This window comes from Streptomyces sp. AA4, from assembly GCF_000158875.1.
Lineage (GTDB): Bacteria > Actinomycetota > Actinomycetes > Mycobacteriales > Pseudonocardiaceae > Amycolatopsis.
Genome location: NZ_GG657746.1, coordinates 2,313,254 through 2,335,608, shown reverse-complemented (window position 1 = coordinate 2,335,608; position 22,355 = coordinate 2,313,254). Strand labels below are relative to the sequence as shown.

Below are 22,355 nucleotides of genomic sequence, written 5' to 3'. Positions count from 1 at the left end.
TTTCCCGCCTTGACAAGCACCCCAGCGCCGTAGTCACAATCAAAAATCGGGGTGCCCAGCCTCACCACCCGGGCGCGATGTCGCCGCCAGGCGACGAGCCGACCCCCTACGGCCTCCACCGCTCGCTGTAATCCGGATGATCCGCGTACGGCAACGCCAGCAACCGCAACGTCAAACACCAATTCGACCCAGCCTCGTCGGCGGGCACATGGCACGTCTCACACCAATACTCGCTGCCGTACAACGGAAACCCGGGCACCTTCTCCGACACCGTAGTCCGATGCGCGAGCATGATCCGCCGCGTCGCCTCGATCTCGTTGATCATCTGGTTGACCACGTCGAGTTCGAGGTCGCCGAGGGAACGGACCCGCTCCTCCAGCCCGACCTTGGCCTCGCCGCGGGTCAGCGGCTCGCCGGCCTTGCCCTTCTGCACCGCCTGCATGATCAGCGCCTGCCGCTGTCCGACGCGCGCGGCGAGGAACGCGATCAGGTCGTCCACGACGTCTCCCTCCTCCGGTCCCGGCTCCCCTCCGGTCCGGCAATAGTCGCACCTCGACCTCGGCGCGTTACCAACCAGCGGCACGCTCCAGGGTAGTCGACCGCGAAAAACTCAGCGCGACCTGCGGAAACTTGCCGGAAATTCGCCGCGATGTTGATCACCCAGAGTGATCACGCCCGGCAATCGGACGATCACGCCTGGTCGGACGGGCCTTGCTGGGTTGCACCCGCTTCGGTTCGCCGGGCATTTTCGGGTAATCGGGCGGGTAGGGCAGTTCCGCACCGCCGAGGTCCCGGTCGTCGCGCTCGTACCACTCCAGCAGGGTCTCCAGGCCGAACGCCTTCTCGTCCATCGGCGCGTGCAGGTCGCCGTGTTCGGCGAGGAAGCCGGGGACGGTCAGGACATCGAAGTCGTCCGGGTCGACGTCGGCGAGCAAGTCCCAGGTCAGCGGGGTCGACACGGTCGCGCGCGGGGTGCCGCGGACCGACCACGAGGAGGCGACCGTCCGGTCCCGGGCCGCCTGGTTGTAGTCGAGGAAGACGCGGCCGCCGCGTTCCTCCTTCCACCAGGAGACCGTCGCCTTGTCCGGGATCCGCCGTTCGACCTCGCGGCCGAGCGCGATCACCGCGTGCCGCACCGCGATGAAGTCCCATTCCGGGCGGATCCGCACGAGGACGTGCACGCCGCGGCCGCCGGAGGTCTTCGGATAGCCGGTGAGCCCGGCGTCGGCGAGCACCTCGCGGACGACGCCGGCGACCTCGACCGCGTCGGCGAACCCGGCGCGTTCCGGCGGGTCGACGTCGATCCGCAGTTCGTCCGGGTGGTCCACGTCGGGGCGGCGGACCGGCCACGGGTGGAAGTCGAAGGTGCCGAGGTTGGCGGCCCAGGCGAACACCGCGGGCTCGGTCGGGCAGACCTCGTCGGCCGTCCGGCCGGACGGGAAGGCGATCCGCGCGGTCTCAAGCCAGTCCGGCGCGCCCTTGGGCACGCGCTTGGCGTAGAACCAGTCGCCGGTGACGCCGTCGACGTAGCGTTTCAAGGTGGTCGGCCGTTCGCCGATCGCCCGCAGCAACGGATCGGCCACGGCGAGGTAGTACTCGACCACCTGCCGCTTCGTGATGCCGCGTTCGGGGAAATAGACCTTGTCGGGGCTCGACACCCGGACAGTGCGCTCCCCCACCTGGTACTCGACCGGATCGCCGTGTTTGGCCATGCGGCCACCGTAGCCGCGAGTGCCGTACCGTGGCGGGGTGTCCGGGAGAACCAAGCTGATCGTCGCCCTGGCCGTGTTGGCCCTTCTCGGCGCCGCCGCGCTGTGGCTGCCGATCCCCGGACCGGCGCAGCTGCGCACCTGGGCCGCGGCGACCGGATCGATGACTCCGCTGGTGCTCCTCGTGGCTTACTCGCTGTTCACCGTCGCGCCCATCCCGCGCACGGTGTTCAACCTGGCCGCCGGGTTGCTCGTCGGCAGCGTCGCGGGGGTGTTCATCGCCTTGGCGGCCACCACGATCGCCGCCGCGCTGGCGTACGGGCTGGCCCGGCTGCTCGGCCGCGACCTGATCCTGCGCCATCTCCACCGGGCGCCGGTGCGGGCCGTCAACGACCGGCTCTCCGACGGCGGCGTGCTCGCGATCACGTCGCTGCGGTTGATCCCGGTCGTCCCGTTTTCGGCGATGAACTACCTGTGCGGCGTTTCGTCCGTGAAACTCCTTCCGTACCTTGCCGGGACCGCGCTCGGGAGCGTCCCCGGGACCGTCGCGGTGGTCGTTTTCGCGGACGCGCTGACCGGCGACACGCCGCCCGCATTGCTGGCTTGCTACGCCGTCTTCGCGGCGCTCGGCGCGGCAGGATTGGTGCGGGTGCTGCGGAAGCGCGTCCCCGCCGCTGAACCGGAGGCGCCCGTGCCGTCGGCACCGGCTGGCTGACGGCGGGCAGGTACTTCCGACCGCTACACTCGTTCGGGTGCGCGAGGGGTATCCGCGCTGCGCACGACCACGATCACGGGACTTTCGTCAGGAGCGGGCGTCATCGACACCGGGCAGCTGATCGCGGGGCACTACCGCCTCGTCGAGCACATTGGTAGCGGTGCCATGGGCGTGGTGTGGCGTGCCGTGGACGTGCGCCTGGAACGGTCCGTGGCGATCAAGCAGATCCTGCCGCAGCCGGGCGTCTCCGAGGCCGAACGCGACAACATGCGCCAGCGCGCCATGCGCGAGGCGAAGAACGCCGCCCGCTTCCAGCACCCCAACGCGATCGTCGTGTTCGACGTCGCCGAGCACGGCGGCGACCCGTGCCTCGTGATGGAGTACCTCAACGGCCCGAGCCTGTCCGCGGTGCTGGCCGAACAGGGCACGCTGCCGGTCGGCCAGGTCGCGCGGATCGGCGAGCAGGTCGCCGCGGCTCTCGTGGCCGCGCACCGCGCCGGGATCGTGCACCGCGACGTCAAGCCCGGCAACATCCTCATCGACGAAACCGGCACCGCGAAGATCACCGACTTCGGCATCTCCCGCGCGGCCGGCGACATGACGCTCACCCAGACCGGCCTCATCGGCGGCACCCCGGCGTACCTCGCCCCCGAACTGGCCCGCGGCGCCGACCCGGTGCCCAGCTCGGACGTCTTTGCCCTCGGCGCGACGCTGTACCAGGCGATCGAGGGTCAGACCCCGTACGGCAACACCACGAACCAGCTCGCGCTGCTCTACGCGGCGGCGAACGGCCAGGTCAACCCGCCGACGCAGGCCGGTCCGGCGACCGCGTTGCTGATGAGCCTGCTGCGCAGCGAAGCTTCCGAGCGGCCGAGCATGGCCGAGGCCCGGGAACGGCTGGCGGCGCTCGCGACCGGGGAACCGGCCGCGCCGCAGCAGTTGCTGTCGGGCCGCGGTCCGGGAAGCAACGGATCCCGTCCGCCGTGGGCGCGTACGGCTGCTCCGGCGGCGGCTGCCGCTGCCGCGCCGAAGGCCCCGTCGAACCCGCCGCGGACGCCGACTGCGTCGTTCATGCCGATGGGCGCGCCTTCGCGTCCTGCTCCCCCGGCGAACACTCCGCCGCGTCCGCAACCCGCGGTGCGACCGACGCCTACCGCTGCTGCGCCGAACTACTCCGGTGCTGGGTCGGGAGATCGGGTTTCGCCTGCTGCGGCACGGAAGAAGAAGATCGCGTTCCTCGCCGGCGGGGCCGCGGCAGTGGTCGCGGTGGCGTTGGTGGTGTTCTTGGTTTTGAGCAGCAGCCAGGGCAAGAGCGGCGGTTCGTCGAACGCGCAGCCGCCGGCGTCGAGTTCCTCCGCGCCCGCTACTCCGTCGAACACGCCGAGTTCGTCGGCACCTCCGGTCAAGTCCAGCGGAACGGTGCAGTGGCGGCCCGCAGGCGACCAAGTCGTCGCGTTCTACGGTGACGCTGGGTCGCCCAGTACCTGGGCGATGTTGACCCCTGCGGCGCAGGCAGCGTTCGGCGACCAGACCGCGTTCGCCGCGTACTGGAAGGAGAACAAGCCAGCTTCCTTCCGGAACGCGAACGTTTACAAGCGCCAGAACAACCCGGACGGTTCCGCCGACGTCCAAATCACCCTCTTTTCCAATAGCGGCGCGCAGACCCTGAAGGTCGTGCAGGTCGTCGCCGGGCCAGACGGAACGTTGATGATCAACAGCGATCCCCGTGTCGAGACTGGCGCGCCCGCGCAGTGACACTCGCCGCAGAGGTGGGTCCGGCGGGGCGAATAGCCTACCGTTGAGGCATGGCCGAGAACGGAGCTCTGCCGCCGGGCTGGAATCCTCGGTTCCACGAGGATCTGGTCGGGCTGGATCCGTACGACCCGGAGGCCCGTGCGTTCGCCGCCCATCTCGACCGGATGGAGCGCACCGGGCCGACTTTCACCGTCGAGGCGTGCCTGGACCAGGTCGCCGACTTCGCCGAGTCCAGCAACCGCACCGGCGGGCTCCGCTACTGGGTGTCCGCGCTGGTCGTGGTGCTGATCGTGCTCGGGCTGCTGGTCACCGCCTGGGACATCGCGCTGCACACGGTCGCTTTTCTCTCCAGGTAACGTGGGAAGGGTGAAAGGTATGAAACCCGTCGTCGGCACCACTCCGCGCGTGGTGAAGTCCGACCAGGAATGGCGGGAGCAGCTTGCCCCCGAGGAGTACGCGGTGCTCCGGCAAGCCGGCACCGAACGGCCGTTCACCGGCGAGTACACCGACACCAAGACCACCGGCGTGTACGAGTGCCGGGCTTGCGGCGCGGAGCTGTTCCGCAGCGACACGAAGTTCGAAAGCCACTGCGGCTGGCCGTCGTTCTACGACCCGGCGGACTCCGACGCGGTGCTGCTGCGCGAGGACCGCACCATGGGCATGCGGCGCATCGAGGTGCTGTGCGCCTCGTGCCACAGCCACCTCGGGCACGTGTTCGAGGGCGAGGGCTACGCGACCCCGACCGACCAGCGGTACTGCATCAACTCGATTTCCCTGAAGCTCGTCCCGGAATCCGGCGACTGACGCCCGGTTCCCCGAAACCGCCCTTCCCGCGCCGGGGAGGGCGGTTTTCCGTCCGGCGGCAACCCCGGCCGGGCGGGTAGCGTGGACTGTTCATCCGGAGGGGACCGCGATGGACTGGACGATCGAACGCGCGATGCCGGCCGCGTTGATCCTGGTGCTGGCGCTGGTCTGCTGGTGGCCCGGACGGCGGACCGCCGCCCGGCTGCACCGCGGCAGGCATCCCGAAACCCGGCTCACGTCCGCGGCGCAGGTCGCGCTGCTGACCAACGGACCGATCCGCGTCGCCGAAACGACAGTCGCGTCGATGCTGGAGCGGGAACAGCTCCGCGCGGACTCAACGGGAAGGCTGTACCGCACGCCGACCGAACCGTCGGACGCGCTGAGCCGGGAAGCCGCCGAGCTGACCGGTACGGGAGTCGGGATCGCGACGGTGTTGCGCGGTCTCGTCGGCGGCGAGACGGTCCGCGAGATGATCGATGACCTCACCAAACGCGGCCTGCTCGTTGACCGCCAGGCGCTGCAGGCGGCCTGGAAGTGGACCGCGATCGGGGAAGCAGTGCTGACGGCGGCGGGCGTGGCGGCGGGCGTCGGCGGGCTGAACGGCTATGTGCTGATTTCGGTTCTGCTGCCCGCGTGGTTCGGGTTCACCGCGCTGTCCCGTCGTCGGGCTGCCCGGCGGATCCGGCCGACCGACGCCGGACGCGCGGCGGCCGAAGCGGCGTGGCCGGACCAGAGCCTGATCAGCGGCCTGACCGGGAACGTCGCGGTCGGCGGGCTGTCGAACCATCCGGATCGCGAACTGCGGGTCGCGCTGCTTCGCGGGCTCCCAGCGACCCGGCAGGCGCGAGCGGCCATCGCGGGCTCCGCGGGCGGAGCTGCGGGGTATTGGGCCGCCGGGGCGGGGTGCGGATCCGGCTGCGGCGGTGGAGCGGGCTGCGGATCCGGGTGCGGCGGCGGATGCGGCGGGGGTGGCTGCGGCGGCGGGAACAGCTGAACCGGGAACGAACCGGGCATCGAGTGCGTCAGTTCTGCCGACAGCCTCCGGCGAGCAGCCGGTTAAAGTTCGGGCAACGCTGGAAAGAGGGGGAAGCCGTGGACGAACCGTGGGGCATTTCGGGCCCGCAATTCCTGCTGATCTTCGGCCTCGCGCTGGCCGTCGTGCTGCTGGTGCAGCTGAGCTGGCCGCCGATCGCGCGGTCCCGGCGGCGGAACGCGCCCGCCACCGTCGAACCGCCGCTGCAGCCGGACGTCTACCAGCTCGCCTATTTGGCCGGCGGCTCGGACCGCACGGTCGACACCGCGATCGCGACGTTGCTGGAACAGGAACTGCTGCGGGTGAGCAGCAAGGGCAAGCTGAGCGCGATCGGCAAGCGGCCGTCTGGCAAGAGGCTGGAACGCGCGGTGCACGACGCTGCTCAGGGCGGTTCGGCGACCGTGGCCATGGTGCGCAAATCGCCGGTGGTCCGGCCGGAAGTGGAAAAGATCCGCCAGGACCTCGAACGGCGCGGGCTGCTCACCGCCGGCGACGGCCTGGACGGCTTCCGCGTCGGCATCGTGGTCGCGTACGCGGCGCTGCTGCTGATCGGCATCGTCCGCGCGGTCAACGGAGCGCAGCTGGGGCGGCCGATCGGCGGGCTCATCGGACTGCTTTTCGTGGCCGGGACCCTGACGTTGATCGCTTATTCGGTGCGCAAGGGCTCGAAGACGTCCCGGGCGACCGACGCGGGCCACGCGATCGTGGTGCGCGCCCGCGAAGAAGCGAAAGCCGCCGAGGAACGGCCTCAGGAGTTCGCTGAGACGAGCGGAAACGGCAAGGGCGCGTTGCTTGTCGGTGCGGCGGCGGTGGTCGCGCTCGGCGGAATCGCGCTGTACCCGGACGAGGAGATGAGTACCGCCCTGATCAGCGGAAGCGGCAGCACGTGGGCCGGGGGCGGCGGTTCGAGCGGCGGGTCGTCGTGCAGCAGTGGTTCCTCGTGCAGCAGCGGGTCTTCGTGCGGCGGCGGGGGCGGCTGCGGCGGATGACCCGCGCTTGAGGAGGGAGACGCCGTGCACGAGCCGTGGGGAATCTCAGGCCCGCAGTTCCTGGCGATCTACGGGTCCGCGCTGGCCTTGACACTGGCGGTGCAGCTCGTCTGGCCGCGGATCGGGCCGAGGGCGGCCGCGGACGTGCGCCGGCCGCTCGACGTCTACCAGCTCGCCTTCCTCGCGGGCGGCCCCCACCGGACGGTCGACACGGCAATTGCCGCACTGCTGGAGCGCGGACTGCTGCGAGTCGACACCCGGGGCCAGCTCACCGCTGTTTCCGGAGCGCCCACAGGGCCAGTTGAGCAGGCGGTTTACGCGGCTGTGCGGAAGCGACGCCACGCGGCGGCGACGCTGCGCACGGCGGAAGCGGTCGCCGCGCCGGTGCGGAGCATCGGGGACGAACTGCGCCAGCGCGGTCTGGTCACGGTCGCGTCCGCCCGCTTCGCGGCGGGGGTGAGCGCGGTCTACGCGATCCTGTTCGTGGTCGGTCTGGTGCGCTCGATGAACGGCTCCGCGCTCCACCGGCCGACCGCGGGCCTGAACGTGCTGCTGACAGTCACCGCGATTCTCGCGGTGCTGGCGATGCTCAGCCGGAAGCGGCCAAAAGTCCACCCGACCAAGGCTGGGCGCGCGATGGTCGCCGCGGTGCGGACAGACCCGGCGGCGCAGCGGATACAGTCCGGCGCGCTGTTGGTCGGTGCGGCTTCGCTGGTCGCGCTGGGCGGCTTCGCCCAGTACCCGGACCATGCGACAAGCTTGGCGTTGCAGAGCGGCGCGGGAACGTCGTCCGGCGGCGGATCGTCGTGCGGCGGTGGCGGCGGATGTGGAGGCGGAGGTGGCTGCGGTGGCTGACCGGCTGGGAATCGGCATCGGCTGGCGACCGGAACTGGACCTGTCGATCGCGCGGCTGCCGGGCGTCGACTGGGTCGAGGTGGTCGCGGAGAACCTGCACGCCCCGCATCTCCCGGAAAGCCTGCTGGCGCTGAAAGATCGCGGGATGCCGGTGCTGCCGCACGCGGTGTCGCTGTCGCTGGGCGGAGCCGAGCCGCTGGACACCGCGCGCGTGGAGCACCTGGCCGAACTGGCGAGGACCCTCGACGCGCCGCTGGCCAGCGACCACGTGTGTTTCGTGCGCGCGGGCGGGCTCGATTCCGGGCATCTGATGCCGTTGCCGCGCACGCGCGAGGCGCTGGACGTGCTCGTGGACAACGTCCGGCTCGCACAGTCCATTGTGGACGTGCCGTTGGCGCTGGAGAACATCGCCGCGCTGCTGGAATGGCCGGAAAACGAGCTGACTGAAGAACAATTCCTCACCGAGCTGACCGAACGGACCGGCTGCCTGCTGATCATCGACGTCGCGAACCTGTACGCGAACGCGCGCAACGTGGGCACCGATCCGGTCGCGTTCCTGGACGGGATTCCGTGGGAACGGCTCGCGTATGTGCACATGGCGGGCGGTGTCGAGCGAGACGGCGTTTACCACGACACACACGCGCATCCGGTGCTGCCGGAGGTGCTGGATCTGCTGGCCGAACTGCGCCGCCGCACTGATCCGCCGGGCGTTCTGCTGGAACGCGACGACGACTACCCCACCGATTCCGAACTCGCTGCCGAACTGGTCGCGCTGCGGACCGCGGTAACGCCGTGAGCAGGGAAGAACTGGCGGCTCGGCAGGCCGCGTTGCTGGACAGCCTGTTGACCGGAACCGAGCCGCCGTCCGGCTTCGACGCCTCGCGATTGCGCATCGAGGCAGACGTCCTGCTCGCCAAGCGACGACGGCTTGTGGCGTACCTGCGACCGGACCTTCCGGAGACGCTGGGCTCGCGGTATCGGCCGTTGTTCGACACGTTCGCGGCGGAGCGGCCGAAGACGACTTCGATTCGGGCGCGCGAGTACGCCGACGCGTTCGCGCAGTGGCTCATCGCCCGCGGTGACCTGCCCAAACCTCGGCGCAGATGGTTCCGGCGCTGAGGCCTTCCCGTTTTTGTCGGTGGTGCTGACTACGCTGGCGACATGTCTGGTTACGGCGGGGTTATCCGATCTCTGCCGGGCCAGGGAGGGAGGGAATCTGTCGTGAACGGATTCTGGGCCGCGGTGAGCCCGATGGTGCTGGTCTACGTGGCCCTGGCCGCGGGCCTGGTGAGCATTTTGGCCGCTGGCAAGGACAAGCTGGCGAAGCAGGCGTCCGTGCCGGAGTCGGCCGCCATGCCGCGCGACGCGTACGACGTCGCGTACTTGGCGGACGGGCGGCCACGAGTGGTCGAGACCGCGATCGCGGCGCTGCTCGCGCGCGGACAGCTGCAGGTCGGGTCGATGGGCGAGGTCCTCGCCACCGAGCCGCCGCCTGCGTCACCGCCCCCGTCGCCGCCGCTGGAGCAAGCCGTGCACCAGGCGGCCGGTCGCGGACGGCTCGCCTCGTGGATCGCGCGTTCCTCGGCGCTCAAGCCCGCGATCCGGGCGCTCGAAACCGATCTGGTCCAGCGGCAACTGGTCAGCAGGCGCAGGCCGTTGACAGGCCTCGGGTACACGCTGACCGCGGTCGCCGTGGTCTTGCTGGCGGCCGGGGTGGCCCGGGTGGTCTACGACGTCGGCCGGTCTCACCTGAACGTCCTGGTGGTGCTCGTCTTCGCCGAGGTCGGGCTGACACTCTGGCTCTGCCTCGTCGGCAGTCAGCGGATCACCAAGAGGTTCGGCGAGCGGAAGGTCAGTTCGTTGCCGCCGACGACTGCCGGGACGACGGTGCTCGCGCGGGCACAACAGCAGGCTGCCGCGGGCAGTGGCGCAGGACCGGTTGAGCTGGTCGCGGTGGGCGGGTTGGCGGCTTATCCGGACAAGCGGGTTGCGGGAGGTCTTATGCCGATTTAGCCGTGGGGCGGAGCGGCGTTGACCGGCGTTTGGGGCTGGTGGCGTTGGTTTGTGAGACCAAGTGCTCATCGGACGTGCCGACGATCCGGCGCGGCGTCCACCGACGGACGCGCATGGGACTCATCGGCGTGGCCGTGCCTACTCGGCACTCGCGCCGTTGGCGGGGTCCACGAGATTCCTGCTTGGAGAACCGGCGCAGCACTTGGCGGACTGGCGGCACCCGACGAAACCGGTGCCGGGCTCATGAACTGGGGCGCTCACGAAGCTGCCCGTGGTCATGGCAGTGCTCACGCGAGACCGGCGCGCGGCGCGTCTCGGACTGACGGCACCCACGAGACCGGCTCTGGACTCACGGACCACGGCGCTCACAAAGCGCACTGTGCCCACGGGACTGGCAACGCCCGCACGCGACTGACGCGCGGCACGCCTGGGCTGGCGGCATCCACGAGACCCGCTTGGGCCTAGCCGAGCGCGACGCTGACAGTCGCCACGGACGGCGGCGTCCACGCGAGACTGACGCGCGGAACGTCGCGAACTGACGGCACCCACGAGACCGGCTTGGCCCTCACCGAGCACGACCCTGAACTGTCACGACGGAACTGGAGGTGCGCACGCGAAACTGACGCGCGGGACGTCCCCGGCTGGCGGCATCCGCGAAACCGGCGCACAGCGGTAGCCACGCAACCGGGGCGGCCGCCCACGAAGTGCCGGGAGACGCCTACGAAACCGGCTGCGGCACGACCGGCGACCACACCGGGGTGTCCGCGCCCGGGCGGTGCGACGGGTGGTCCCAGTGCGGCGGCGAGCCGGGCAGCTCTCCGGCCATCCGCACGCGGGTCATCCGGCCGAAGTCGCTGTCGACGGTCTCCATGACGTCCGCGTAGTCCACTTCGGACGGTTCCGGGTCCTTGCGGCCCAAGGAATCCAGCCACCGTCCGGTGCCGGCCAGGGAGAGGCGGGCGTGCCAGGTGCCGCCGTCGGTGACTGTGCGGCGGAGTGCTGTCATGATGGCGGCGGCGGTCAGCCAGCCGGTCGCGTGGTCGAGTGCTTGCGCGGGCAGCGGCGCGGGAGCGTCGGTGGCGTACTCCTCGGCGATGCCGGACGACATCTGCACGAGGCTGTCGAAGCCGCGGCGGCGGGCCCACGGGCCGGTCCAGCCGTAGGCCGACACGTCGGCCACCACGAGGCCGGGGCGCAATTCGGCCAGTTGTTCCGGGCCGAAGCCGATTCGGGCCAGGGCACCGGGGCGGAAGGTCTGGAGCAGGACGTCCGCGCGGGCGATGAGCTTCTTCAGCTTCGCGCGGCCGCCTTCGGTGTCGAGCGCGATGAACGCGGAGCGCTTGCCCTGGCCGGTGTCCATGGTCAGCACCGGAATGCGCGGCAGGTGTGCGGCACCGACGTGCAGCACGTTCGCACCGTGCGCGGCCAGCACGCGGCCCGCGACGGGTCCGGCCAGCACGTGCGTCAGTTCAAGCACGCGGACGCCGCCCATCGGGCGGTCCGAGTCGAACAGGGTGCGTTTCGGCGCGTCCCCGATGCGGTTCAGTTCGACCAGCGGGAGTTCCGCGACGGCTCGGCCTTGCGGATGCGCCAGCCAGTCCTCGCGAGAGCGCATCAGCGCTGCCGCACCGCCTGCCGTCACCACGGCGGACTCGACCTCTGCTGTGGATTTTCCGGCCACGGCTTTGGTCACCGCTTCGCGGGTCGCCGGAACGCCGAGCGCCCAGCAGACCGCTGCTTCGTGCCGGGAAGTGTTGCAGTGCAGCTTGATCCAGCCGTCGGCGGCGCGGTAGTCGCCCGCGATGCGGCCCCACGGGCTTGGCCCGGGTTCGCCGTCGATGCGGAGCAGCTGCTCGCTGCGGAACGCGGCGGCGGCGTGCCGGGTGTCGACCGACACCGTGCCTGGGTCGATGCCGCGCAGGCGCAACAGCTCACCGGCGGACAGGGTGGCCGCGGCGATGCTGGCGCTTGCCATGGCCGGGACCCGGAAGTGCCCGGGCAGCACGGATTCGTCGCCGGTCAAGGACACGGCGGGCAGCGGTTCCCCGGCGAGCGACTGCCAGGCCCCGGCGAGTACGTCCTGCACCGGCGGTTACGGCAGAGCCGCGACGAGCTCGGCGGGCGGCACCTTCGTGCCGGTGTAGAACGGGATTTCGACGCGCACGTGACGGCGGGCCTCGGTGTTGCGGAGGTGGCGCATCAGGTCGACGATCCGGTGCAGCTCGTCCGCCTCGAAGGCGAGGATCCACTCGTAGTCGCCGAGCGCGAACGAAGCGACGGTGTTGGCGCGCACGTCCGGGTAGTCCCGCGCCTCCTTGCCGTGGTCGGCCAGCATCTTGCGGCGTTCCTCGTCCGGCAGCAGGTACCAGTCGTAGGACCGGACGAACGGGTACACGCAGACGTACTTGCGCGCCTCCTCGCCGGCCAGGAACGCGGGCACGTGGCTCTTGTTGAACTCGGCGGGCCGGTGCAGCGCGGTCTGGCTCCAGACCGGCGTGGACGCGCGGCCGAGCGGCGTGCGGCGGAACCCGGTGTAGGCGGCCTGGACCTGCTCGATCTCCTCGGCATGCCACCAGATCATGTAGTCCGCGTCAGCCCGGAGGCCGGACACGTCGTACACGCCCCGGACGACGACGCCCTTCGCCTCGAGCCCGTCGAGGTATTCGGCCGTCTCGCGGCCCGCGGCGCCGCGGTCCTCCCCCAACTTCCCCGGTTCGATCCGGAAGACCGACCACGTGGTGTAGCGGATCGTGTCGTTGAGTTCGTTGTAATTCAACCGCGCCATGACTCCATCCTGGCACTGTCCGCCCGGCGATCGCCATGGGGCTCCGTCACACGAAGAGCTGCTCCGCGATCCGCCGGGCAGCGGCGTCGGCCGTGGCCACGCACGCGGGGAGGCCGACGCCGTGCAGCGTGGCGCCCGCCACGGCCAGGCCCGGGATCCCCGCCACTGCCGTCTCGATCCGCGTCACCCGCTCCAGGTGCCCGGTGCCGTATTGCGGCAGGCCGCCGCCCCACCGCGTCACCAGGGTGTCGATCGGCTTCGCGGTGACCCCGGCGAGCCGGGCCAAATCCGCGCGGACCGCTGCGACCAGCGCATCGTCGTCGCCGTTCAACGCGCCGGGCTCCCCGAACCGGCCGACCGAACCGCGCACCAGCACCGGTCCGGCATTTCCGAGGTGTGCCCACTTGTTCGACGAAAACGTGAAGGCTTTGGACGCGTACGGAACGCCTTCCGCGTCCCGCTCCCCCGCGCCGATAAGGATTCCGGACGCATCCGGCAGTTCAGTGCCCGGCGGGAAGGCGAACGCGACGACCGCCATGGAAGCCAACTCGACCTCGCCGAACGCCGTCGAAGCCACCGGAGCCACACCGTCGAGCAGTTTCCGGGCGGCCGGTGCGGGCACCGCGAGCAGCACCGCGTCCGCGTCCACCGGGCTGTCTGCAGGCGCGTGCGCTGGCGCGGCGGCACCGAATTCGAGGCGCCAACCGGACGGCGTCCGCGTCAGCGAACGGACCGTCGACGAAGTGCGCAACTCGGCTCCGGACAGCTCCAGCAACCTGTCGAGCAGGCCTCGCAAGCCGCCGGTCAGACTGCCGAAAACCGGTGCGGTGCCGGGGGTTTTCGGCAGCAGCGAGGACGCGGCCTCGGTGAGCGAACCCGCCCCGCTTTCGATCGCATTGGCCAAGCCGGGCATCGTCGCGCGGAGGCCAAGGCCGTCGGCACCGCCCGCATAGACGCCGCCCAGCAGCGGGTCGACCAGCCGGTCCACCAGCTCGTCGCCAAAGCGAGTGCGCAGCAACGGTCCGAGCGGCACGTCGCCCTCGCCCAGGTCGACCGGGCCGAGCGAGCGCTCCTTCTCGACCGCGCTCCGTCCGTCGGCGGACAGCACGCCCGCGACGGACTCCGCGGACGCCGGGACCCCCATCACGGTGCCGGGCGGCAGGCTCTGCACCGAACCGCCAGCGTGGATTTTGGCGCGCGCCTTCGTCGGATGCACCAGGCGATCGGCGAGGCCGACCTCCTTGACCAGCGAGACCATCTCGGGCCGCCGGGCGAGGAACGCTTCGGCCCCGACGTCGTAGCTGACGCCGCCGACCTCGGCCGTGCGCAGCTTCCCGCCGATCGCGGGCGTGCTCTCGAAAACAGTGATGGCCACCCGGTCGCCGAGCAGCTGACGCAGCCGGTACGCGGCGGCCAGGCCGGAGATCCCGCCGCCGACGACCGCGACGTGCTTCACAGCGAGTGCACCAGGTCGACGACCCGCTTCAGCACCTCCGGGTCGACTCCGGGCAGCACGCCGTGGCCGAGGTTGAACACGTGCCCGCGGGCGGCGCGGCCCTCTTCGACGATCCGGCGAACCTCGGCCTCCAGGACCGGCCACGACGCGTACAGCAGCGCTGGGTCGAGGTTGCCCTGCACCGACACGTTGCCGCCGAGCCGCTGGACCGCGACGTCGAGCGGGATCCGCCAGTCGACGCCGACCACGTCCGCGCCCGCCTCGCGCATCGCGCCGAGCAGCTCGCCGGTGCCGACGCCGAAGTGGATCCGCGGCACGCCGTACTCCCCGGCCACGGCCAGCACGCGGCTCGAATGCGGCAGCACGAACTCGCGGTAGTCGCGCTCGGACAGCGCGCCGGCCCACGAGTCGAACAGCTGCACCGCGTCGACGCCCGCCTCGAGCTGGGCGCGCAGGAACGTGGCGGCGAGGTCGGCGAGGCGCGCGGCGAGGTCGTGCCAGACCTCGGGCTGCGAGTGCATCAGGGCCTTGGTGTGCTCGTGGTTGCGGCTCGGGCCGCCCTCGATCAGGTAGCTGGCCAGCGTGAACGGCGCGCCGGCGAACCCGATCAGCGGCGTCTCGCCGAGCCGCTCCACCAGCAGCCGGACGCCGTCCGCGACCTTGCCGACCTGCTCGGGTTCGAGCTTCGGCAGCGCGCGCACCGCGTCCGCGTCGCGCACCGGGGAGGCCACGACCGGGCCGGTGCCGGGGACGATGTCGATGTCGACGCCCGCCGCCTTGAGCGGGACCACGATGTCGCTGAACAGGATCGCCGCGTCGACCCCGAGCCGACGGACCGGCTGCATCGTGATCTCGGCGAGCATCTCCGGGTCGAAGCACGCGTCGAGCATCGGCACGCCCTCGCGCAGCGCGCGGTACTCCGGCAGCGAACGGCCGGCCTGGCGCATGAACCACACCGGGACGTGCGCGGGCCGCTCCCCGCGCGCGGCGGCGAGGAAAGCCGAACCGGGCAGGACGCGACGGGTCGAAACGGACGGGGCGCCGACGGGCGCGGACGAAACCTGAGGCACGAACCCCATGGTCCCACGCGGGCCCGACAGTCCCGGCCCGCCCCGGGCCCAACGAGCCAGAACCCGCTCTCACGGCGGCACAGCGAGGTGTCCGGGCAGATGGGGGGCGGCAACGAGCAGAGGCGCAAGGCGAGCAGACAGGGAAGGCAGAGGCACCCAAGCAGGACGAGGTGCGCAGTGAGGCGGCGGAGAGACGGGACGGCCAACGAGGCAGCGCCGAGACCGCCGGGCAACACGGGGCCAGAGACGCTGCAGCACAGAAAGAGGGACGGGCGAGAGGGGGGACAGCAAGCCTCGACTGGCGGAGGCTCGGTCCGGGCGAGGCGGACAGCGCGGAACGAGCGAGACGAGAGCCATGCGCTGGGCGCAGCAGACAGCGTGCAGCGAGCGAGACGAAACCAAGCGCTGGGCGGAGCGGAGCGCGTCGCACACGGCGCGGCAGATAGGGCGAAGCGAGACACCAGCGCGGGACGAAGTCAAGCACGCGGCAGACGGCGCGGCGGACAGCGAGAGCGACGGAGACCGGTTCCAAGCCGCCGCAGGCACCGTGGCTGACGGTGCGGTGCGAGCGAGACCCGAGCCAAGCGGCGCGGCGATGCGGAGCGCGCGGCGGACCGCGCGCTCGGCGACGCGGAGCGAGCCAAGACCCAAGCACCGGGCGGAACGAAGCACCCAGCGAACGGCACCCAGACCCCTTCCCCGGGTCGCGGGACGGTCTCGCTCGGCGCGCCTGCGACCGCAACTGGGCGTTGCCGCCCTACAGTCGGTGCGTGACCGCGATGACGCCAGTGCCCGATCTTTTCCGCGAAGCCGTCGCGGCGCTGCAAGCCGTCCGGCCGCGCCCGGAGATCCGCCTGGAGACGATGCGCGCGCCGCAGCGGCTCGCGCCGTGGTCGTATGCCTTGAGCTGCGACGTCTCCGGCCCCGCCGACGTGATGGCGTCCGGCAGGCTGGTCCTGCTGCACGACCCGGACGGCCAGGAGGGCTGGGACGGCGTGCTGCGGCTGGTCATGTACGTGCGCGCCGAACTCGACCGCGAGCTGGCCACTGACCCGTTCCTGCCCGCGGTCGGCTGGTCGTGGCTCACCGACGCGCTGGAGGCCTCCGGAGCGGCGTGGAAGGCGCTCGGCGGCACCGTCACCGAGACGTCCTCCGCCCGGTTCGGCGACATCTCCGGCCCGGCCCGCACCGACGACCTCGAACTGCGCGCTTCCTGGACCCCGACCGACTCCGCGCTCGGGCCGCACGGGCTCGCGTTCTGCCAGGTGATGGCGAGCGTCGTGGGGCTGCCTCCGGTGGGCGTCACGCTGTTCGAGCAGCGGCAGAGCTCCTGATTTCCTAAGTTCACCCGGTCGGGCACGGTCTGCGCGGCACTTGCACGCGCACGGACGCGCCTTCCCGGGCGCTTTCGGGCCCTCCCAGCGCTCCGCGAAGATCTTCGGCGGGGCTTCCGCGCGCCCGCGGCCGACGGTCCACCGTGGACCGGAGCGGGCGCTGCTCCGGATGCCGCACGTTCGTGGCCGGGCTCGATCACAGCCAGTGAACCCCCGGTAACCAGCTTCGACGCCGTTCCAGGCCCCTTTTCGACGCCTCCGGCGGGGTGCGGGCGGCCGGGCGGCGCGCGCGGCAAAACATGAAAGAAAATGATCTTGCCCCGGCCGGGGCGCATTTCCGGACCCGGCTCGCCCGGGAGCCAGGGCCGCCTCGCGAGCACCCGCAGGTGCACGGGCCATCTGCACGCCCGTTTCATTGCCGGTAACTCAGGTGCATCGCGGCCCGGTCGCCAGTCGTTAACAAGACTCCGCGCGTTAGTCCGATCGTGTTACAACGATCTCGCTGAGTGACGAACTGTTTCGGATAGATACCCATTCGATCCCCCCGCAACGGCGTCCGGACGGCTACAGTGCCTGGGACGACACCACTTTCGGTCTAAAGCTGGCGCGGCTGAACGGCCGAAGGTCCCGGTGCCGGTCGGGGGGCACGACCGACTCCAGGGAGGTAGTGACGTGGCTACCGTCGGCTTATCTCAGGCCGTCCGATCCACGCCAGCCGGCGCCTTGCCGGCGAGCATGGTTCCGCACCCGCGGGAAGAGCTTTTTTCCGTGTTGGTGGTCGATGACCACCCGCTGTTGAGGGAGGCAATCGCAGCACGACTCGCACAGATGGGTGCGGGCACTGTCCACGAAGCCGCCACGGTGGCCGAGGCGAGGGCGCGAGCACAGGCCACCGGCCCGTGCGACCTGGCGATCCTCGATCTCGGACTGCCGGACGGCAGCGGCATCGAACTGGTTACGGAACTCCGTAGCCACGGCTGGCCGCGCGTGGTGGTCCTGGCATCCTCCGACGACCCGTACGCGGTGCGCTCCGCGTTCCAGGCCGGAGCTCAGGCGTACCTGCTGAAGTCGGCGTCGCCGGTGGTGGTCACCGACGGCGTGCGCCGGGTTCTCGAAGGCGGCGTCTACGCCGACCCGAGCGTGGCCCCGGTCCTGGCGACCGGCACGCGGGTGGCGGGCACCGACAACACCCCGCGCGAGCTGTCGGCTCGCGAGGTGGAGGTGCTCCAGCTCGTCGCGGACGGGCAGTCGAACAAGGAGATCGGCGAGGAGCTTTCCCTCTCCGCTCTCACCGTCAAGTCCCACCTGTCCCGCATCGGGCGCAAGCTCGGCACGGGCGACCGGGCGCAGATGGTCGCGCTGGCGATGCGAGCCGGCGTGATCCGCTGACGACGAACCACGTCCCTGCGGGGCGGGCGGACCAGGCGCGGTCCGCCCGTCCCGTAGGGTCGTCGGACATGGGAACTGCACAGGCGGACGGAGCGCGGACCGGAGACGAGACCACCGAAGACTCCGGAACGCCGGTGCTGCTCCGCGAACCGGCGGAAGGCACCCCTCCGGTGGTGGCCGACCCCGACGCGCTCGCCGAGGCGTGCGCGCGGCTCGCCGCGGGCACGGGCGCCGTCGCCGTCGACACCGAACGGGCGTCGGGTTATCGCTACTGGCCCAAGGCCTATCTCGTCCAGCTGCGCCGCGAAGGCTCCGGCACGGTGCTGATCGACCCTATCGCGCTCGCCGACGACCTCGCCCCGCTGCGGGACGTCCTCAACGACACCGAATGGGTGCTGCACGCCGCGTCCCAGGATCTGCCGTGCCTGGCGGAACTGAACCTGCGCCCGCGCTCGCTGTTCGACACCGAACTGGCCGGACGGCTGGCCGGATACGAACGCGTCGCGCTGGGCACGCTCGTCGAGCTGCTGCTCGGGTACACGCTCGAGAAGGGGCACAGCGCCGCTGACTGGTCGAAGCGCCCGCTGCCGGTCGACTGGCTCAACTACGCCGCGCTCGACGTCGAGCTGCTCAACGAGCTGCGCGAGAAACTCGAGGCCGAGCTGACGGCGCAGGGCAAGCTGGAGTGGGCGCGGCAGGAGTTCGAGGCGGTCCGCACCGCTCCCCCGCCCGCGCCGCGCGCCGAACCGTGGCGCCGAACGTCCGGGGTGCACAAGATCCGCAGCCCGCGCGGCCTCGCCGCGGTCCGGGAGATGTGGCAGGCCCGCGACGAGCTGGCCCGCAAACGCGACCGCGCGCCGAGCCGGATCCTGCCCGACAGCGCGATCGTCAACGCGGTCACCTCCGACCCGAAGACGGTCGAGGAACTGCAGGCGCTTCCGGTGTTCAGCGGACGCGTGCAGCGCAAGTACACGGCCAGCTGGCTGCGGCACCTGCAGGCGGCCAAAGCGCTGCCGGCGAGCGAGCTGCCGAGCCCGAGCCAGCCGTCCGACGGTCCGCCGCCGGTCAACCGGTGGGCCGACAAGGACCCGGACGCCGCTGCCCGGCTCGCCGCCGCGCGGGCCGCCTTGGCCGCGATCGCGGAGGACCGCAAGCTTCCGGTGGAGAACCTGCTGCTGCCGGACCTGGTCCGGCGCACCTGCTGGCGTCCCCCGGCCGACCTCTCGGAGGACTCGGTCGCGGAAGCGCTGAAGGCGGGTGGAGCGCGGCCGTGGCAGATCGAGCTGACCGCGGCGGTGCTGAGCAAGGCGTTGCAGAGCACGGCTTCCTGACCTCGCAACGGTGGTTTAGACCTCAAGCTGAGGTTCAGACCTTCGGCACGACTGCCCGCTCACGAACGGCGACGGGCCGGTCGGCGATATCCCAGCGACCGTGCCACGCCGGTCGCCGTGGTGACCACCGCGGGCACCAGATGGGCCACTGAGGTCGTCTCGCGACGGCCCACGACCGCGACGGCGGCGCTGACCCGCGAGGTCGCGTCGCGGATCGGGGCGGCGACCGCGACCGCGTCGTCGGCGAGCTGACGGTCGGCGACGCAGTAGCCGGTGCGGGCGATGTCGGCGAGTTCGGCGCGCAGGGCCTCCGGATCGGTCGTGGTGTGCGGGGTTTCCGCGGTGATCGGGCTGGTCAGCGCGGCTTCGCGGACGTCGGCGGCGGCGTGCGCGAGCAGGACGCGACCGGTGGCGGTGGTCGTCGCGGGGAGGCGGCTGCCGGTCGTGGTCAGAATTTCGACCGAACGGTGCCCGGCCAGCCGAACGAGAAACACGACGTCGGTTCCGTCCAGTACGGACAGGTGCACGTTTTCGCCGGTCGCGTCGAACAGGTCGCCCAGGTACGGCAGGGCGATTTCCCGGATCGACGCGCGGGCCAGCGACAGCGAGCCCAGCTCCCACAGTTTCAGGCCGAGGTGGTAGCCGCCGTGGTCGTCGCGGGTCAGCGCTCCCCATTCGGCCAGCTCGCCGACCAGCCGGTGCGCCGTGCTCAACGGGAGACCTGCGGTCTGGGCGATTTCGGTCAGGGACAGCACTGGATTCCGGGCACTGAAGCAGTCCAGCACCGACAGCAGCCGCGCCGCCGCGGTGGGTCTGGCTTCCATGTGGCGGAAGTCTGATTGAGGCCGGGCCGCGGCGCAAGCGACACTGCGGGCGTGGGTCGGCCAAGCGGACGTGCCTGCTTCGGAGCACGACTTTCCGGATTTCCCCGCGATGCCGCTGTGGGCTGAGAAAGACCTGGCCGACCCGTGAGAAAGTGCGGGCGGCGCGACAGCACACCAGTACGAGACAGGAGCACATGACAGTGAAGATCGCGGTTCTCGGGGGCGGACACGGTTCCTGGGCCACGGTGGCGGAACTCGCCGAAAACGGCCACGAAGTGCGCTGGTGGCGGCGGAACGCCGAGGCGTTGGAAGCGGTGCGCGCGACCGGAGCGGTGGGCGTCCGGGACTACCGAGGTTCCCGATCGGTGTCAGTCGGCGACGGTGCCGGGGAGATCAACCCGGTGGCGGACCTCGCCGAGGCAGTGCGCGGTGCGGCCCTGGTCGTGATTCCGCTGCCGTCGACCACACACGACGACCTGGCTCCCCAGCTCGCCCCGCTGCTGTCCGACGGCCAGGTGGTGTTCCTGCCGCCGGGCACGTTCGGTTCGCTGGTGTTCGCCCAGGCAGTCGCCGCGGTGGGCGGCAGCTCGGAGATCGCGTTCGCCGAGGCCGGGACGCTGCCGTACCTCGCGCGTCGGTACGGCGACGCGGAAGTGGTGATCAGCGGGTACGCGACCCGTCTGCCGACCGGCGTTTTCCCGCTGCGGCTGGCGGAAAGCGCGTTCCAGACCCTGCGCGAGGCATACCCGAGCGTCGAGGACGCGGGCGACGGGCTCAGCGGCGCGCTGATGAACGCGGGCCCGATCATCCACCCGCCGCTGATCACGATGAACGCCGGTCCGCTGGAGCATTTCGCCGCCTGGGACATCCACAACGAGGGCACGCAGCCGTCGATCCGCAGCGTCACCGACGCACTGGACGCCGAGCGGGTCGCGCTGCGCGAAGCGTTCGGCTACGGCGCGCCGCACTTCCCGCTGGCCGACCATTACGCCACCGACGGCGAGGAATGGATGTACGGCCGCGCGGCGCACGAGCGGCTCACCGACAGCGGCGACTGGCGCGAGAAGATCGACCTCCACACGCACCGCTACATGGTGGAAGACACCCGGCTCGGGTTGTCGCTGCTGGTGTCCGCGGGCCGTTGGGCCGGGGTGCCGACGCCGGTCGCGCAGGGTCTGCTGGCTCTCGGTTCCGCCATCACCGGCCGCGATTTCTACGCCGAGGGCCGGACTTTCGAAAACCTCGGGCTGGCGGATCTCGACCGCGCCGGGCTGAGCAAGCTGCTGCGGGACGGAGTCCAGTCGTGATCGCCATCGTCGGCGCCGGGCGGATGGGCGAGGGCATCGCGTTGGCCTTCCTCGCGGCGGGACACCCGGTGCTGCTCGCGGACGTCAAGGACCGCACCGAGGAGGAACGCCAGCTCCGCCGCGACGAGGTCCGCAAGCGCCTCGCCGACCGGCTGCGCGCGATGTTCGGCCACGCGGACGCGCTGGAAAGCCTGACGCTGGGCGACCGCACGGCGAAGGAACTCGCCGACGCGACCGTGGTGTTCGAGGCGGTGCCGGAGGTCATGGACGTCAAGCGGGAGGTGTTCGGCTGGCTCGGCTCGCAGGTGCCGGAGTCGGCGGTGCTGGCCTCGACGACGTCGACCTTCCTGGTCACGCAGATCGCCGAACTCGCCGACCGGCCGGAGCGGGTCGTGAACGCGCACTGGCTCAACCCGGCGGAATTGATGCCTCTGGTCGAGGTCAGCCGGAGCGACGACACGGATCCGGCCGCGGTCGACCGGCTCGTGGAGCTGCTGCGCGAAATCGGCAAGGTGCCGGTGGTGTGCGGACCCGCCGCCGGGTACATCGTGCCGCGGCTGCAGGCGTTGCTGATGAACGAGGCCGCGCGGATGGTCGAGGAAGGGGTGGCCGGAGCCGCCGAAATCGACCTCGCCGTCCGCGCCGGGCTCGGTCCGCGGTTCTCGGTGCTGGGCCCGCTGGAATTCATCGACTGGGGCGGCGGCGACATCCTGTACTACGCCTCGCGCTACCTGACCGGCGAACTCGGCGAGCGGTTCCAGGCGCCGGCGATCGTCGAGGAAAACATGACCGGCCAGCGGCGAGGCCTCCAGGACGGGGCCGGGTTCTACCGCTTCGACGCCGCCGGGGTGCCGGACTACCGGGCGGCGCGGATGCGGGAGTTCGAGGAGATCTTCCGGCTGCGGGAACCGCATTTGCGGGACGGGACGCCGGTTCCGGAGCGTCCGGAGGAGTGATTTCCGGCTGACGGCCGCGGGTTTCGGCCC

22 protein-coding genes are annotated in these 22,355 nt (G+C 71.2%); 15 read left to right on the top strand and 7 right to left on the bottom strand.

What is annotated here, in order from left to right; genetic code table 11:
- Positions 1–106: 106 nt before the first annotated feature.
- Together SSMG_RS10965 and SSMG_RS10960 are read right to left on the bottom strand one after the other, a co-directional pair.
- Positions 107–499, bottom strand: coding sequence for a DUF6221 family protein (locus SSMG_RS10965; RefSeq protein ID WP_037713305.1), 393 nt, complete (start codon positions 497–499; stop codon positions 107–109).
- 157 nt (positions 500–656) lie between these two features.
- On the bottom strand, positions 657–1,712 hold the full coding sequence (locus SSMG_RS10960) for a DNA polymerase domain-containing protein (protein WP_009075663.1): 1,056 nt from the start codon (positions 1,710–1,712) through the stop codon (positions 657–659).
- A 37-nt stretch (positions 1,713–1,749) separates the two neighbouring features.
- Between SSMG_RS10960 and SSMG_RS10955 the strand changes: the two genes are divergently transcribed.
- The 10 genes from SSMG_RS10955 (at position 1,750) to SSMG_RS10910 (ending at position 9,873) form a co-directional block, all read left to right on the top strand.
- The gene (locus SSMG_RS10955) at positions 1,750–2,424 is read left to right on the top strand and encodes a TVP38/TMEM64 family protein (RefSeq protein WP_037713303.1); all 675 of its coding nucleotides are present in this window, start codon (positions 1,750–1,752) and stop codon (positions 2,422–2,424) included.
- Positions 2,425–2,481: 57 nt separating this feature from the next.
- Positions 2,482–4,179, top strand: a complete 1,698-nt coding sequence (locus SSMG_RS10950; RefSeq protein WP_009075658.1) for a serine/threonine-protein kinase — start codon at positions 2,482–2,484, stop codon at positions 4,177–4,179.
- A gap of 50 nt (positions 4,180–4,229) precedes the next feature.
- A complete protein-coding gene (locus SSMG_RS10945) occupies positions 4,230–4,535 on the top strand; it encodes a hypothetical protein (protein WP_009075657.1) in 306 nt (101 codons plus the stop codon).
- A gap of 19 nt (positions 4,536–4,554) precedes the next feature.
- Entirely contained in the window at positions 4,555–4,983 is a 429-nt protein-coding gene (msrB, locus tag SSMG_RS10940; protein WP_009075655.1) for a peptide-methionine (R)-S-oxide reductase MsrB, read from the top strand.
- A 109-nt stretch (positions 4,984–5,092) separates the two neighbouring features.
- The gene (locus SSMG_RS10935; protein ID WP_037713295.1) at positions 5,093–5,977 is read left to right on the top strand and encodes a TIGR04222 domain-containing membrane protein; all 885 of its coding nucleotides are present in this window, start codon (positions 5,093–5,095) and stop codon (positions 5,975–5,977) included.
- 98 nt (positions 5,978–6,075) lie between these two features.
- Positions 6,076–7,005 carry a TIGR04222 domain-containing membrane protein gene (locus SSMG_RS10930; RefSeq protein ID WP_037716904.1) on the top strand — a complete coding sequence of 310 codons (930 nt, stop codon included), beginning with the start codon at positions 6,076–6,078 and terminating at the stop codon, positions 7,003–7,005.
- Positions 7,006–7,029: 24 nt separating this feature from the next.
- Positions 7,030–7,860: a TIGR04222 domain-containing membrane protein gene (locus SSMG_RS10925; RefSeq protein WP_009075651.1), complete on the top strand. Its 831-nt coding sequence runs from the start codon at positions 7,030–7,032 to the stop codon at positions 7,858–7,860.
- Complete coding sequence (locus tag SSMG_RS10920) at positions 7,853–8,656, top strand: DUF692 domain-containing protein (protein WP_037716901.1); 804 nt, start codon at positions 7,853–7,855, stop codon at positions 8,654–8,656. The genes SSMG_RS10925 and SSMG_RS10920 overlap by 8 nt, the downstream gene beginning before the upstream one ends.
- Complete coding sequence (locus SSMG_RS10915) at positions 8,653–8,979, top strand: hypothetical protein (protein ID WP_037713293.1); 327 nt, start codon at positions 8,653–8,655, stop codon at positions 8,977–8,979. Before SSMG_RS10920 ends, SSMG_RS10915 begins: the two co-directional genes overlap by 4 nt.
- 102 nt (positions 8,980–9,081) lie before the next feature.
- Complete coding sequence (locus tag SSMG_RS10910) at positions 9,082–9,873, top strand: TIGR04222 domain-containing membrane protein (RefSeq protein ID WP_037713291.1); 792 nt, start codon at positions 9,082–9,084, stop codon at positions 9,871–9,873.
- Positions 9,874–10,591: 718 nt separating this feature from the next.
- On the opposite strand, the gene SSMG_RS10905 is transcribed toward SSMG_RS10910, so the two are convergent.
- Genes SSMG_RS10905 through hemE form a run of 4 tightly spaced genes read right to left on the bottom strand, consistent with a single transcriptional unit; the run spans position 10,592 to position 15,127 of the window.
- Positions 10,592–11,959 (bottom strand): CoA transferase, encoded by a 1,368-nt coding sequence (locus SSMG_RS10905; RefSeq protein ID WP_009075645.1) that lies wholly within the window; start codon positions 11,957–11,959, stop codon positions 10,592–10,594.
- 6 nt (positions 11,960–11,965) lie between these two features.
- Positions 11,966–12,658, bottom strand: a complete 693-nt coding sequence (hemQ, locus tag SSMG_RS10900) for a hydrogen peroxide-dependent heme synthase (RefSeq protein WP_009075643.1) — start codon at positions 12,656–12,658, stop codon at positions 11,966–11,968.
- Between the two features lie 46 nt (positions 12,659–12,704).
- Complete coding sequence (hemG, locus tag SSMG_RS10895) at positions 12,705–14,114, bottom strand: protoporphyrinogen oxidase (protein ID WP_037713288.1); 1,410 nt, start codon at positions 14,112–14,114, stop codon at positions 12,705–12,707.
- On the bottom strand, positions 14,111–15,127 hold the full coding sequence (gene hemE, locus SSMG_RS10890; protein WP_286157040.1) for a uroporphyrinogen decarboxylase: 1,017 nt from the start codon (positions 15,125–15,127) through the stop codon (positions 14,111–14,113). The genes hemG and hemE overlap by 4 nt, the downstream gene beginning before the upstream one ends.
- Before the next feature lie 836 nt (positions 15,128–15,963).
- Between hemE and SSMG_RS10885 the strand changes: the two genes are divergently transcribed.
- The 3 genes from SSMG_RS10885 (at position 15,964) to SSMG_RS10875 (ending at position 19,238) form a co-directional block, all read left to right on the top strand.
- Complete coding sequence (locus SSMG_RS10885; protein WP_286157039.1) at positions 15,964–16,518, top strand: DUF3000 domain-containing protein; 555 nt, start codon at positions 15,964–15,966, stop codon at positions 16,516–16,518.
- A gap of 672 nt (positions 16,519–17,190) precedes the next feature.
- The gene (locus SSMG_RS10880; RefSeq protein WP_033291604.1) at positions 17,191–17,907 is read left to right on the top strand and encodes a response regulator transcription factor; all 717 of its coding nucleotides are present in this window, start codon (positions 17,191–17,193) and stop codon (positions 17,905–17,907) included.
- Between the two features lie 68 nt (positions 17,908–17,975).
- A complete protein-coding gene (locus tag SSMG_RS10875) occupies positions 17,976–19,238 on the top strand; it encodes a ribonuclease D (RefSeq protein ID WP_009075633.1) in 1,263 nt (420 codons plus the stop codon).
- A gap of 59 nt (positions 19,239–19,297) precedes the next feature.
- Here SSMG_RS10875 and SSMG_RS10870 read toward each other — a convergent pair whose 3' ends face one another.
- Positions 19,298–20,062: an IclR family transcriptional regulator gene (locus SSMG_RS10870; protein ID WP_009075631.1), complete on the bottom strand. Its 765-nt coding sequence runs from the start codon at positions 20,060–20,062 to the stop codon at positions 19,298–19,300.
- Between the two features lie 194 nt (positions 20,063–20,256).
- Between SSMG_RS10870 and SSMG_RS10865 the strand changes: the two genes are divergently transcribed.
- Entirely contained in the window at positions 20,257–21,369 is a 1,113-nt protein-coding gene (locus SSMG_RS10865; protein WP_199785871.1) for an NAD/NADP-dependent octopine/nopaline dehydrogenase family protein, read from the top strand.
- Positions 21,366–22,325, top strand: coding sequence for a 3-hydroxyacyl-CoA dehydrogenase NAD-binding domain-containing protein (locus tag SSMG_RS10860; protein WP_009075627.1), 960 nt, complete (start codon positions 21,366–21,368; stop codon positions 22,323–22,325). The genes SSMG_RS10865 and SSMG_RS10860 overlap by 4 nt, the downstream gene beginning before the upstream one ends.
- The last annotated feature ends 30 nt before the right edge of the window (positions 22,326–22,355 follow it).

What these genes read in the sequence shown, in the direction of transcription:
- SSMG_RS10960 (WP_009075663.1), bottom strand. Translation starts at nt 1,712, where the DNA reads ATGGCCAAACACGGCGATCCGGTCGAGTACCAGGTGGGGGAGCGCACT.
- SSMG_RS10945 (WP_009075657.1), top strand. Translation starts at nt 4,230, where the DNA reads ATGGCCGAGAACGGAGCTCTGCCGCCGGGCTGGAATCCTCGGTTCCAC.
- msrB (WP_009075655.1), top strand. Translation starts at nt 4,555, where the DNA reads ATGAAACCCGTCGTCGGCACCACTCCGCGCGTGGTGAAGTCCGACCAG.
- SSMG_RS10935 (WP_037713295.1), top strand. Translation starts at nt 5,093, where the DNA reads ATGGACTGGACGATCGAACGCGCGATGCCGGCCGCGTTGATCCTGGTG.
- hemQ (WP_009075643.1), bottom strand. Translation starts at nt 12,658, where the DNA reads ATGGCGCGGTTGAATTACAACGAACTCAACGACACGATCCGCTACACC.
- SSMG_RS10885 (WP_286157039.1), top strand. Translation starts at nt 15,964, where the DNA reads ATGACGCCAGTGCCCGATCTTTTCCGCGAAGCCGTCGCGGCGCTGCAA.
- SSMG_RS10875 (WP_009075633.1), top strand. Translation starts at nt 17,976, where the DNA reads ATGGGAACTGCACAGGCGGACGGAGCGCGGACCGGAGACGAGACCACC.
- SSMG_RS10870 (WP_009075631.1), bottom strand. Translation starts at nt 20,062, where the DNA reads ATGGAAGCCAGACCCACCGCGGCGGCGCGGCTGCTGTCGGTGCTGGAC.
- SSMG_RS10865 (WP_199785871.1), top strand. Translation starts at nt 20,257, where the DNA reads ATGACAGTGAAGATCGCGGTTCTCGGGGGCGGACACGGTTCCTGGGCC.